Source organism: Streptomyces sp. JLBJ103 (assembly GCF_058215575.1).
In genome coordinates this window covers 3,989,947-4,002,002 of record NZ_CM177089.1, presented here as the reverse complement: position 1 = coordinate 4,002,002, position 12,056 = coordinate 3,989,947, and the positions used below count along the sequence as shown (strand labels likewise).

The window sequence follows — 12,056 nt, the reverse complement described above, 5'->3', positions numbered from 1 at the left end:
ATCATTCAGGAGTGTCAAGCACGACGGCACGCACGGCCGCGCGGCGGCACCGATGTGCCACCGCGCGGCCGTACGACCTCACCCGTCCCCTTGGGTCAATGAACCACCACTGTTCGCTCTCGTCGGTCCGAACACCGTCTCTGCCCCCAGTGCCCCCCGGTATCCCCCACCCCCTCGCTACGTCCCGCTCCTCGGTGGCGATCTGCCTCCGTGCGACCGGGGCACGACCCCGGACCTCCACTCGGTGGGGATGGTGCGGATCTCCGCCATCTCGCTTCCTCTTCCTCCGACGCTGGGAAACCATCGCGGAAGCAGAGTTGCCCCACCGCATCCCGGAACAAGCGCACTGGACACCGCAATTACCACGCAAGCATGAGGAATCAGAGTTAAACGTGCCGAGCGCCCCCACTCCTTGGGAGCGCGCCCATGCACCACCCGCTCCACCCTCCACCGCACCGCGCGGGAGCGGCGAAGAACCGGTTCCGCACACTTTCGGCCATCCTTACCGCGTTCCCCGACCCCCTTCCCATTACCGAACACTTGTCCGAAAGTGGGAGTCATGGCGACCATCGCACTCGCCCACGCTCTCGCCGCCGCGGCGCGCGGCTTCCGTGTGCTCCCGCTGACCCGCGCGAAGCTGCCCGCCGTGCGCTCCCCACACCACCGCGACCCCGAATCCCCGCCCTGCCGCGGCACTTGCGGCCGACTGGGCCATGGCATCCATGACGCCTCCGCGGACCCGGAGACGGTCCGCGCGCTGTTCGCCGCCGCCCCCTGGGCCACCGCGTACGGCATCGCGTGCGGATGCGCTCCGCACCACCTCATCGGCGTCGACCTCGACGTCCGGCCGAACGGCCGCGCGGCACCACAGAGCCCGCGGGACCCCGAGGACTACACCGGTCGGAACGGCACCGACGGCCCCGCCGCTCTCGCACGCCTCGCCCGCGAGCACGGCTTCACCGTCCCCCGCACCGTCACCGTGCTCACCCCGGGCGGCGGCCGTCACCTGTGGCTGAGCGGCCCGCCCGGCCTCACCGTCCCCAACTCCGCGGGCCGCCTCGCCCCCGGTATCGACATCCGCGGATCGGGCGGCTATCTCGTCGGCCCCGGTTCGGCCGCCGCACACGGCGGCTACCGCCTCGCCCCCGGTTCCCCCGTCTGGACCCCCGCCCCCGCCCCGCCCGCGCTGCTGCGACTGCTGCGGCCGCCGTCTCCCGCCCGGCTGCGCGCACCGTCCGGGCGCCGCCCGTCCGAGCGGCCTCCCGCCGCGCTCACCGCCCTCGTACGGTTCGTCCGCGAGTCCCGCGAGGGCCAGCGCAACGACCGGCTGTTCTGGGCGGCCTGTCGCGCCTACGAGACGGGCGCGGGCACACAGCTGGCCCCCGACCTGGTCCAGGCCGCCGTCGACACCGGGCTGACCTGCCGCGAGGCCCGGGCCACGGTCGCCTCCGCCGCCCGCAGCGCGGCCCGCCACCTCCAGCCGCCGGCCGTCTGGCCGCCACCCCTCGGACACGCGTGAAGGGCGGCGGAGGGGACCCCCGGCACGGCCGAGGGCGGCGCGATCCCGTGGTAAACGGAATGTGAGCCGTGCATTACGCGATCGAGGGGCACTATCGTGACCACGCGACGAGGCGCTCCGTGCACGCACCGCACACCACTCGCCGGTCCTTCCGCCCTCCGGGCGGACAGTGATGGGGCTCCCGCTCTCCCCGTGACCGGCCGCTCGCCTCCGGCGCACCGGCAGCGAGGCGCGAGCAGGGGGAGCATTGCACGAGCTCTATGCACAGGAGTGGTTCGCGCGGATCGCGTTACCCCTCGCCGCCTGCGCGCTGGTCACCTGGATCTCGCTGATCCACCGTTTCGCCGACAAGGGCAGGCTGCTGGGCACCGCGCGGTCCACGGCACTGTGCGTCGCGATCACCGGATGCACCTGCGCGGCGGCGCTGATCACCATCACGCTGCTGCTGCCGCACGCGGCCGATGTGCCGCCCGCAGTGGCCGCGGCCGCCGCGGGCGGGGCGCTCGCCCCGCGCGTACGCCAGCAGCAGAACCAGCAGTCCACCCCGCCCTTCGTCGCGGTGATCACCCTGGGCATCGCGGTGCTTCTGGACCGGCTGGAGCGGCGGCTCGCCCATGACATGTACTGCCACTGCCACCGGCTGGTCCGGGACTTCGGGACGGTCGCCCAGCTGCGGATGTTCGCCTTCGACTCCCGTGGGTACCTGCGCGGCTCCACTCCGGTGACCAAGGAGCGGACGGCGATCAACACCTTGTACGAGGAGGTGGATCAGTACCTGGACGACGCCGCCAAGGTCGAGGCGGACATCGAGGCGAGCTGTCGGCAGCGTGAGCTCCAGGACTTCCCCGTCGAACTGCACAGCGCCACCCGGGAGGAGGCGGAGGACCGCCGTCAGGCGCTGGCCATGGCCAAGGAAGCCTGTGTGAAGATGCTGGAGTTCGGCTATCGGACGGGCAAGCGGAGCGCGGACCGCGACCTCGAACGGCTGCGGGACCTGGCGCTGGCCGAAGAACCGCTGACGGCAGCGAGCGCACCGCACCCCTGATCCGCGCGCCCCGCACGGCCGTTCATGGATTCATGGGGCGTAGACGAAGGAGTCGTCGCCGCGGCCGAGGGCGCGACGGCCGCCGTCGTTCTTGGGCTCAACGAAGCTGATCTGCACGTCCAGTTCAAGCGCTTCGGCCACCGCGGCCAGGCTTCTCAGGGTCAGATTCTCATCCCCGGACAGTATTTGACTCACTCGCCCCGGACTGACGTCCATGAGCCTGGCCAGATCCGCTCTGCTCATATCCCGCTTGCCCAGCAACCCCGCCACTTCCACGGTGGCTTGACGGGCCAGCCGGGCCCCGGCGGCCTCCCCCTTCGGTCCCTTGCCCTTCCACGGCATGACACATCACTCCCAGCCGCCGCTGTCGACGAGCCTCGCTCGTCCTTCAGCCACAGGTTCCCACCTTTAGCTACAACTAAAAGCCCACTTCCCCGTGTCCCGCATCCCAACTGCCCGCCAGTCGGCCGATCCCATGGCCCTGACCTGCAACGACGACCCACACCATAGGTTTTCGGCCAGATCGCCGCCCGGCTTGGCGCCGCCCTGTGGCCGCCGGGCCGGGCGGCGACGGTCAGAGTCGGAGCAGTACCCGCTGAGTAGGGGCCCTCCTCAGCGGGAACCCAACGCAGTGCGCGCCGCCGCTATGAACGCGGACTTTCCCGCCTCGAGATGCTCGTTCACCTCGATGTCGCCGATCTCCCGCCGCACCGCCTGATGGGCTTCGACTTTGTCAGCACTCAGCAGAATCAGAGCGCATCTCGCGCATCTCCTGGCCAGGTCCAACCCGCCGCCCGCATCGCACGGGCCCGCTGTATTCCCGCTTCTCTTCGAGTAGCCGCTTCTTCCGGATTCCAGTAGCTGCCTGTCGCGGTGGTCTGATCGGGGTGCTTCCGGTAGAGGACGCTCGGTTCGGCGATGAACTCACCAGCTGCGACGACCTCCGCGGCAAGAAGGAGGCCCACCCCTTCAGCTCCGGTCAGCGCATGCCAGCCCCCTAGTGCGAGCACCAGAGAACGGTGAGCGGCAAACGTGGTCGTCTGCACCGACAGGCGGTTTTCCACCACTTCCTGGTAAAACCGGCCGGGCTCCACCGGGCCGCCCAGAGGGTCGCGCGGTCCCGGTGAGGTACTGCCGTCCTGGTGGAGGTCAAGACATGCGGATACGCACCATGGAACGCGCTCCAAGGTCTCGATGTCGCGTTCCAGCGCTCCTGGCAACAACACGTCGTCGGCGTCCAGAGTCCGGACCAACTCGCCGGTCGCACGGGTAAGGGCATGCGTTCGCGCCACCGCGACGCGCGCGGGCAGTCCGGATTCGATGGAAATCCGAGGATCCTCGGGGAGAACGGCGGCGGCGATCCCGGTGTGCCCGTCTTCTTGAACGCACCATTGCCATTCCCAGTCACCGGGCAGTTTCTGCTCGCGCAGAGATTGGTAAGTCTCGTCGATGTAGTGATGGCCACCGCTGTACACGGAGGTGATGACGCTGATCGTTGGCATAAGAAATTTCCCCCTCGGAAGCCCGGGACGTGACCGCCAACGATCACGGTAGTAGGTAAAAGTTGACCTGATACAGCGTCAATTCGTTCGTGAGCGCACATACATGTCGATCCATCGGCAGCAAAGGCGGGGCGAGGGGAAGTCCCAGAACGTGATGACCTGGCGATGTCCGGGTAGGACACCGCCGCAGGCTCGGGCTCGTCGGCCCCCACATGGCCCCTGCGCAGCATGGCCCCTGCGCACGGGTCGAACCGGGGACACCGGAGCGGCAGGATGAGACGAGGCACACGCAGAAGGGGTGCCCCTGAATCAGGGGCACCCCTTCTGACCAGCTATGACGCCGGTCTCGGCGGAGGCTGAGGGATTTGAACCCTCGGTGACATCGCTGCCACGACGGTTTTCAAGATCTCTCGCCGGTTTGCCAGGCCGGACGCTCCGCCGCAGGTCAGACGCGCGCAAGCATCCAGGCGGAGCCGTCGTCATCGTCGTCGTGCCCGCTACGTGCCCCAGGAACGGGGTCGTGCCCGCTGAGCCAGGAGTCGGCCGCTTGCCGAGGTGCCAGAAGACCGCCACCATCTACCTGGCCGGGCTCACATCGCAGGCATCTTCCTCTGGTCCGCCCGGTGATCCAGTGGGGACTACGATCTGGCGATCTCTTGCCGGAGCTGGTGGGTGAAGCGACGCAGGAGGTCCAACGTCTCTCGGAACTCGGCCCGGCGGTCGTCCCTGCCGTCGGTGGGCCGGGTGCTCCAGACCCGACGCGCGAGGGCATCGGCGAGATCGACAGTGTCGTTGGAGCAGAGCAGGTAGAGGGCTGAGCGTGCTTCCTGCAGCCGGTTCGCCAACTCGTTGGCTCCCGGACCGTCGTCACTCAGCTGTGTTTCCTTCAGGTAGTCCAGTAGCTGAACTACAGCCGTGTTGAAGCCGATCCCGGCTTTGAGCTTCTGTTCGCGGAGCCACATGCGGTCCTGTCGGCGCGCGGTGAACCACGACCCGAACACCACCCCTATGAGGCCGATAGCGGCCCCGATGGCCACGGACAGTATGTTCTCCACGGTCAGCTCCCCCCACGTAGAGCGACGCCAGGCTGCAGAGGCCGTCGGAGGCGCCGCACCCGATGAGCGCGCTCACATGCCAAGGGTTCGGTGATCCGAACGAAACGGCCTAGTCAGTGCGATGCATATCGGAACCGGTGATCCCCCGCACTGCGGCGGCCCTGCCAGCGGCAGGAGCGGACAGCAAGATCACCGGCCCATGTCCCCAAACTGGTCAGCACCCGGGGCAGCAGCAGCCTAGCCCGATGCCACCAGCCCGACAGCGGATTTTCCGCAGCCTCACGTCTCGTCCAACCACTCGTCTGCAGCAGCGGCCACCTGGTCGTCGCGACCGGCGACCGGCCGGGCGTAGTGCCGGGTGGTGACGCTCGCGTTGGAGTGACCGAGCCGATGGGCAGCGGTCATCACGCCGTACCGGTCGGCGACCCACGTGCCGTGCGAGGCTCGCAGATCGTGTGGAGTCACGTCGGTCAGCCCGGCCGCCGACACGGCGGGGTCGAAGTACGCCTTGCGCCACTGGTTGTAGCGCAGCGGCTTGCCGCCCGGGGTCGTGAACAGGAGCGCGTCATCTCCGCCGGGCAGGGCCTCCAGGTACCGACCGAGCCGCTTTGCGAGCGACGGGCCGACCCGCAGCAGTCGCTTCTGATGAGACTTCGGTGTGTCGAAGACCAAGGTGCCGTTGGCCTCCGCCAGGTTCTCATCGACCAGGACGAAGCCGCCGGACACATCGATGTCCACGCGGCGGAGTGCGAACGCCTCGCCGACGCGCAGTCCCGCGTACGCGAGGAGCGCGATCAACAGGTCATGCGGCTTGTCGGCACTCCGTACGATCCGCGAGGCTTCGAGCGGCGTGAGGATGTGCGGCTCGGTCTGCGGCATCCGAGGCAGCTTCACGCCCCGGCACGGCGTCTGCGGGATCATGTCGTTGTCGACAGCCGCCCGCATGATCTGCGACAGGACCCGGTACGCCTGCCGGATACGTGAAGCGCTGAGCCCCTTGGTCTTCATCGCGCCGACCCACTCAGTGATCGTGATCGGCCGGAGGGTCGACAGCTCGCGGTCCCCGAGTGCCGGATTGATCAGCGAGTTGATCAGCGACCGGTACGAGGCTTGCGTCTTGTGCTTGAGCTGCGGCGAGACGGCAGCGAGCCAGCGGGCAGCCCAGTCGCGTACGGTCGTCTGCCCCTCGACCGGATCGAGCCAGCGCCCCTCTTCGATCTCGATGCGCTTCCGTATCAGCCAGCGATCAGCGTCCGTCGACGTCGCGAAGGTTCGATCCGCCGGACGCAGGACACCGTCAGGTCCCGGATACCGAGCCTGGAACCGGCCGGAAGGCAGCTTGCGAACGCGTCCAAAGTCCCGGCGGGACTTGCGCTTGCCAGCCATCAGGCAGCCCTCCTGAGCCCCGTATGCCGCAGGGCGATCGGTTCCACGGTGTTGGCGCCCACGAACGCTTCTACGGCGCTCTCAGGGATGCGGACGTGCCGCCCGACCTTGACGAAGGTGATGCGGCGTTCCTCGATGAGTCGGCGAGGGAAGCGGACGCCCGTACCGAGCCGCTCGGCGACCTCGTACACGGTGAGGAGTCGGTCCATGGTCACCACTCCCCCTCGTTCGCCAGTGCGTCACGAGCTGTCTCGCGGTTGAGTTGCAAGCCGCGGTGGATGGTGGCGGCGAGGGCGGATTCGCCCGGGGTGTGGCCGTGCCCTGCGTATTGCCAGTCGACCAGGACGAGGACGGTGTCCGGCTCGGCGTAGTCCAGGCCGAGGGTCGCGGCCTCTTGGGCGGCCCGGTAGTCGGCGCGTGCCTGGCGCAGGGTGCCCAGGGTGGTGGAGTAGCGGCGGGACTTGGAGGAGAAGTGTCCCCGGAAGCCGAGCATGTGCGCCCAGGCCCACAGGCGCCGGTCAGGGTAGAGCGGATCGAGCCGCTTGCAGGCTTCGATCAGACGACGGGTGTGGTCGGGAACGTGGTGGCGGTCGAGTTCGGAGAGTTCGCCGATGCGGCGGTCCAGGGTGCCGGTGGTCTCGGCGGCTTTGGTGGCGTACTTGGCGACGTAGGAGGCGACGGCCTGTTCCGTGATGTCCGAGCCGTCGCCGAACGCCTTCACCGGCCGTACGTCGAGCTGGGCGCCCCAGCGGAAGGTGCGAGCGGGCTGATCCTTGACGGCCGGAGCTGAGACAGAGGTGTAGGCATGCGTGACGGCAGCGTGGATGGCATCGGTGAGGAGTTGCACGGTGGACCAGGACGGTGGCGCGGTGTTGGGTCCATCGGGGCCGTCAAGGCGGATGACGGCATGGAAGTGGATGGCGCCGCGCTTCTGGAACTCGGCGACCTTGCCGTACGAGAGGCGGGCGCACTCCTTCAGCTCTCGCTGGGTGATGCCAGCACGGGCGGCGATCTCCCGGCGGAGCCGGTTGGTGAAGCGCTGCCAGAGCTGTCCCACGTGGTTGTTGAACAGCACGGCGCCCGCGTAGTCGTAGGTGGCCGGTTCGAGGGCGGTGCCCAGCTCCGGTGCGTCTGGAGCGTGGTGGGTGCCGCAGCGGCAGGCACCATGGTCCGGGCGGTTGTGGACCGGCCCGAAGGAAGGGGCGGTAAGGGTGGCGAAGACGCGGGGGTGGTCGCGCACGGTGTCGCGGATGTCTCGGCGGTCGTCCCCGGCCAGGCCAGCGCGGATGAGGTGGTAGGTGTCGCCCGCGTACGTCCAGGCGCAGGCGGGGCAGCGGGAGGCGCGACGGTTGCCGCAGGCGACGCGGAGCCGTCCGCCCGGCTCGTTAGCGGTGGTGTAATGGTGCAGCGTGGCACCGGTCGTCTTGTCCTTTTGGGTCACCCAGCCGCGCAGGTGGATGGGGTCGGCGCAGCCGCCGGTACGGCGGATCTGGTCTTCCCAGCGGGTGTAGTCAGGGGCCGAAGCCACCCTCAGCAGGTCGCCGAGGGTGGTCGGGTCGAGCACGTCAGACACGGGCGCCCTCCTGGTCACGACGGACAATGTGGGTGCCGGTGCCGTGGCAGGCCGGGCAGTCGGCGGTGATGGTGTGGAGGTGGCCGTACTGATCGCGTCCGCCGGTGGTGATGGCGGCGGAGGCGAAGCCGTCGCAGTTCGGGCAGGTACGGGGCGTCGGGCTGGTGCGCTGCGGCATGCTGGGACTTCCTTCCGGTTCAGTGGATCGGACAGGGACGGCGCCCGGGCGGCGGATGCTTGGCGGTATCGGAGCCGCCCGGGGGCCGGTTCAGCGACGCTTGGTGTCGGAGGCGAGCAGGGAGCGCAGGACGACGGCGCAGACGGCGACCGAAGCGCCGGTCACGGCGACGGCCAGGAGCATGGAGACCAGCACGGCGCCGACGACCAGGACCACGGCCGTGCCGCCGCCGACGAGGGCTATCGCGGTGCCGGGGGTGAGCTGCACGACCGGCCGGGTAGAGGCCGGGGCGTTGGGTGTCGGCGGCGGGGCTGGAGTGCCAGGGGTGATGGTCGGCTGGATGACGGTCGGCGTCTGCGGGGTGACCAGGCCGGTGGGCTGGGGCATGGTCGGGTGCTTAGGCCGGAGCATGTGCTGTTCCCCTTCCTGCGGTTACTTGACGGCGGTGTCGATGACAGGGGCCAAGAGGCTGTCGGCGAGGAGGTAGCCGCCGAGGAGGAATACGGCGATGAGCCACCAAGGCGGACGGATGAGCTTGACGCCGAGCCAGCCGACGACGATCAGGGCAAGCCAGAGCGGGACGTCCATGGCAGAACCTCCGGTCAGTTGATGCGGCAGCGGTGGGTGCGGGCGGCGAGCTGGGCGGCGGACCGGCTGGAGTAGTCGGCGGACCAGCCGCAGCGGTCGTTGGTGCACACGGCGGCGTGCACGGTGCGGCCGTGCCGGTCGCGGTGGGTGCCGATCTGCACCGGGCCGATGCGCATCACCGAGTGGAAGTGGTCGCGAGCGGGCATCTCAGTCGATCTCCGTTCGTGTGGTCGTCGGGTCGGGGAAGCTGGCACGGATACCGGCGGCGGTGGCCGGGTCGGTAGTGCGCTGGGCGGCTTCCTCGGCGAGCAGGTGGGCGAGGAAAGGCCGATCTGCGGCGGCCATCTCGCGAGCGCCGTCGAGGTAGTCGGCAGCGGTCAAGTCAGCCGGGGCGCGAGTCATGGGGCGTCGCTTCCTTTCGAGGTCAGGCGAGTTGGGCCGCGATGGCGTCGGCGAGCTGGGGCGGCACGCCAAGACGGGCGCGGAGGGTGTCGGTGTCGATCGGGACCCCGGTGCGGGCGTGGTGGTCGTCGGCGACCTTGCGGGCGTGGTCGACCAGCGCGGCCGGGACCGGCGCGGCGGGAGCAGCGGGCGGGGTCGGGGTGGTCTGAGGCTCGGAGACGGGAGGCACGGCGGGTTCCTCGACGTCGGCCACCGGCCCGAGTGCGGGTTCGGGCTTTTGGTCGTCCTCGACGGCCAGGGGCTGGGGTGACGAGTCGGAGCGCGCCGACGCTTCCGGTTCCGTGTGAGCGGTGGTGTGGGCAAGGAGGGTCCCGCCCATGAAGGCGAGGGCGGGCCAGGCGGCGACGAGGATGCGCAGCCAGGCAGGGACGTGGTGCATGTCGAGGAGTCCGGCGGTGGCGACGTTGGCGCCGAGGGAGGCGGCCAGGGCGATGAGGAACCAGCACCAGGCCAGCCGGGTGGGTCCGCCGGTGCGCAGTCGTCGCCAGGCGGCGACCAGGAGCAGGTCGACGCTGATCGGGTAGGCCCAGGCTTTCCAGCCGTCCTGTCCGGCAGCGGCGGCCAGATCGTGCAAGTGGGCGAAGGACAGCGCCCCGGCGATGACGGCCTGGACCAGGACGGCGTCGACACGCAGGCGGGCCATCACGGGTTCCTTCCTGTCGTCAGGCATGGGAGGGGTAGGGACCTGGCGCAAAGACGGTCACGCCGACCGGAGAAGAGGGTGAGGGTCAGGCAGTGGCGGGGGCTGTCTTGGACAGCCGGTCCCAAGCCGAGGGCACCGCTGCGGTGGCGGGCCGGAAGGCCGCCAAGGCGGGCACGTCAGGAGTGCGATGGGCGTGCCTGTTGCAGATGTTCGCGGCCTCGCGCAGCGAGGTGTGCGGGGCCCGGACGCGGTGCCAGCCGCCGGTCGAATCGGCCGCGATGGCCAGGCCGCGGGTCTCGGCCGGGATCTGGATCGCTGCCAGCACGGCGTCGGGGGCGACGTCGCCGAAGGCCATGTTGGCGGACGTTTCGTCGTTGACGCGGTGGGCGGTACGGCCGGTGAGCTGGGCGCGCAGCATGGTGATGCCCTTGCCGAGTTCGGAGCCGAAGCGCTGCCCGCAGATCTCCAGGTAGATGCCGGCCGCGCGGCCGAGCTGGGCGAGGCGGACCAGGGCAGTGATGATCCGGTCCCGGCGCTTCTCCTCATCCTTGGTGGCGTACAGGGCGAGTTCGGCGACCTCGTCGACCAGGACCACGACCGGTACCGGCCGGATGTCCTCGGGCAGGTCCCAGATGTCGGCGGCGATCTCCGCATCCGGCACGGCGACGCTGATCCTCTGCTCGGCCCGGATGAGCTGGTACACCTCCTCCATGTGCGTCACCAGCGCCTCCAACAGTTCCAGGGCTGTGTCGGGGTTGTCGGCGAGCGCCGAGAACCGGCGGGCCAGCGGGAACAGCTCCACGCCCTGCTTGCAGTCGATGCCGACCAGGGCGACATGGTGCGAGGCGAGACCGGCGACCAGGTTGCGCTGGTAGACGGACTTGCCGGACTCCGTAGCCCCGAGGGTCAGCCCGTGTGGGACCGCGCGGTAGTCGCGGTAGTGCACCGAGCCGTCCTCTCGCAGGGCGACCGGGATGCGCATCGGCCGGGTATCGAGCCGGGCAGGCATCTGCACCCGCTTGAGCACGTCGTAGCCGGTCATCCGCACCTCCACCACACCCGAGCGGATCTCACGGGAGGTGACCCCGTACAGGCCGAAGGAGTGGCGGAGCCGGTCGGTGGCGGCGGCGACATCGAAGGCGTCCTGTCCAGGCTTGAGCTTGAGCCGCAGCATCAGGCCGGTGCGGGTCGGGCGCAGACGAAGGATGCGCGGCGGGCGGAACTCCGGCGCCTCCCGACCAGTCATCCGGGCCAAGGCCAGACGCCAGCGGGCGGGCGGGACGGTCAGCCCGCAGGCGTCCATGACCGAGGCGTAGCGGACCAGGACCCGCACGGTGGCGAAGGTGACGCCGAGGGAAAGCCAGTACCAGGCGGGGCGCCGCCACCGCAGGAGACCCGCAGCAGCGACGACCACCACAGCGACCATGAGCCAGGTCATGATCAGGCCGCCTTCGCGCCCGAGGCGGCGAGCGAGGTGACCGCGACGGCGCGGAAAGCGATCCCGTGCCGCTTCTGACCGTTGAACTCGTTCTCCCATGGCCGGGCGATCAGGCCCGTGAGCGCGACCGGGGTGCCCATGGCCAGGTCACCGGAGATGCCGGTCTCCGGGACGGCGACGGACAGGATCTCGACGTCGTCGTTGGCCGCGAACATCACGTCCACGGTCATCAGCTTCACACCGTCCGCGTCCAAGGCGATCTCACCGGTACGGCGGTCACGGATCTTCGGCTGGGCGGGCTTGGCGACCATCACGGTCGCGGCGGACGTGTCGACGGGAATCTGACGCATGATGGATGTCCCTTCAGGGGCGGGAGCGGCGTACTTGCTTGGCGGTGGGTCGCCGCTCCTGAACGTTGATTGAATGCCGCAGCAAACCTGCGGAGTGTTCGCGCTTCCAACTGGTGCGCACCAGAAGGTTGCATCTGGTGCGCACCAGATGTCAAGCATCGTCGTTGGTCCGGCGTCTCAACTCGCCTGACTGCGACAGTTCCAGGGAAGCGCGCCGAGCAACGTCCCGGTAGACAACACGGGTTAACAGCAGACCCGTTAACCCCTGCCGACCTGGGCCGATGTAAGGCATGCTGCTGTTACGGCTCAACACCCCC

The 12,056-nt window shown here is 69.5% G+C and carries 16 protein-coding genes; 2 read left to right on the top strand and 14 right to left on the bottom strand.

What is annotated here, in order from left to right; genetic code table 11:
* The first annotated feature begins 559 nt into the window (after nt 1–559).
* Complete coding sequence (locus AC4BEG_RS17515; RefSeq protein WP_490706799.1) at nt 560–1,519, top strand: bifunctional DNA primase/polymerase; 960 nt, start codon at nt 560–562, stop codon at nt 1,517–1,519.
* A gap of 247 nt (nt 1,520–1,766) precedes the next feature.
* On the top strand, nt 1,767–2,564 hold the full coding sequence (locus tag AC4BEG_RS17510; RefSeq protein ID WP_490706798.1) for a hypothetical protein: 798 nt from the start codon (nt 1,767–1,769) through the stop codon (nt 2,562–2,564).
* Between the two features lie 30 nt (nt 2,565–2,594).
* Here the strand turns inward: AC4BEG_RS17510 and AC4BEG_RS17505 are convergent, their stop codons facing one another.
* From AC4BEG_RS17505 to AC4BEG_RS17440, 14 genes are all read right to left on the bottom strand, one after another.
* Nucleotides 2,595–2,906 (bottom strand): helix-turn-helix domain-containing protein, encoded by a 312-nt coding sequence (locus AC4BEG_RS17505; RefSeq protein ID WP_490706797.1) that lies wholly within the window; start codon nt 2,904–2,906, stop codon nt 2,595–2,597.
* A gap of 407 nt (nt 2,907–3,313) precedes the next feature.
* Nucleotides 3,314–4,066, bottom strand: coding sequence for a glycosyltransferase family 2 protein (locus AC4BEG_RS17500; RefSeq protein WP_490706796.1), 753 nt, complete (start codon nt 4,064–4,066; stop codon nt 3,314–3,316).
* Nucleotides 4,067–4,704: 638 nt separating this feature from the next.
* On the bottom strand, nt 4,705–5,121 hold the full coding sequence (locus AC4BEG_RS17495) for a hypothetical protein (protein ID WP_179935390.1): 417 nt from the start codon (nt 5,119–5,121) through the stop codon (nt 4,705–4,707).
* Between the two features lie 279 nt (nt 5,122–5,400).
* Nucleotides 5,401–6,507, bottom strand: coding sequence for a tyrosine-type recombinase/integrase (locus AC4BEG_RS17490; RefSeq protein ID WP_490706795.1), 1,107 nt, complete (start codon nt 6,505–6,507; stop codon nt 5,401–5,403).
* Nucleotides 6,507–6,716: an excisionase family DNA-binding protein gene (locus tag AC4BEG_RS17485; RefSeq protein ID WP_490706794.1), complete on the bottom strand. Its 210-nt coding sequence runs from the start codon at nt 6,714–6,716 to the stop codon at nt 6,507–6,509. Before AC4BEG_RS17485 ends, AC4BEG_RS17490 begins: the two co-directional genes overlap by 1 nt.
* 2 nt (nt 6,717–6,718) lie before the next feature.
* A complete protein-coding gene (gene repSA / locus AC4BEG_RS17480; protein WP_490706793.1) occupies nt 6,719–8,098 on the bottom strand; it encodes a replication initiator protein RepSA in 1,380 nt (459 codons plus the stop codon).
* Nucleotides 8,073–8,258, bottom strand: coding sequence for a hypothetical protein (locus AC4BEG_RS17475; RefSeq protein WP_490706792.1), 186 nt, complete (start codon nt 8,256–8,258; stop codon nt 8,073–8,075). The genes repSA and AC4BEG_RS17475 overlap by 26 nt, the downstream gene beginning before the upstream one ends.
* A gap of 90 nt (nt 8,259–8,348) precedes the next feature.
* Nucleotides 8,349–8,669 (bottom strand): SpdD-like protein, encoded by a 321-nt coding sequence (locus AC4BEG_RS17470; RefSeq protein ID WP_490706791.1) that lies wholly within the window; start codon nt 8,667–8,669, stop codon nt 8,349–8,351.
* A gap of 21 nt (nt 8,670–8,690) precedes the next feature.
* Nucleotides 8,691–8,846 carry a hypothetical protein gene (locus AC4BEG_RS17465; RefSeq protein WP_490706790.1) on the bottom strand — a complete coding sequence of 52 codons (156 nt, stop codon included), beginning with the start codon at nt 8,844–8,846 and terminating at the stop codon, nt 8,691–8,693.
* Between the two features lie 14 nt (nt 8,847–8,860).
* Nucleotides 8,861–9,052 (bottom strand): mobile element transfer protein, encoded by a 192-nt coding sequence (locus AC4BEG_RS17460; RefSeq protein ID WP_179935397.1) that lies wholly within the window; start codon nt 9,050–9,052, stop codon nt 8,861–8,863.
* 1 nt (nt 9,053) lies between these two features.
* Nucleotides 9,054–9,248 carry a hypothetical protein gene (locus AC4BEG_RS17455; RefSeq protein WP_490706789.1) on the bottom strand — a complete coding sequence of 65 codons (195 nt, stop codon included), beginning with the start codon at nt 9,246–9,248 and terminating at the stop codon, nt 9,054–9,056.
* A gap of 22 nt (nt 9,249–9,270) precedes the next feature.
* The gene (locus tag AC4BEG_RS17450) at nt 9,271–9,951 is read right to left on the bottom strand and encodes a DUF2637 domain-containing protein (RefSeq protein ID WP_490706788.1); all 681 of its coding nucleotides are present in this window, start codon (nt 9,949–9,951) and stop codon (nt 9,271–9,273) included.
* 85 nt (nt 9,952–10,036) lie between these two features.
* A complete protein-coding gene (locus tag AC4BEG_RS17445; RefSeq protein ID WP_490706787.1) occupies nt 10,037–11,389 on the bottom strand; it encodes an FtsK/SpoIIIE domain-containing protein in 1,353 nt (450 codons plus the stop codon).
* Between the two features lie 2 nt (nt 11,390–11,391).
* Complete coding sequence (locus AC4BEG_RS17440) at nt 11,392–11,739, bottom strand: SCO3933 family regulatory protein (RefSeq protein WP_179935401.1); 348 nt, start codon at nt 11,737–11,739, stop codon at nt 11,392–11,394.
* Nucleotides 11,740–12,056: the final 317 nt, after the last annotated feature.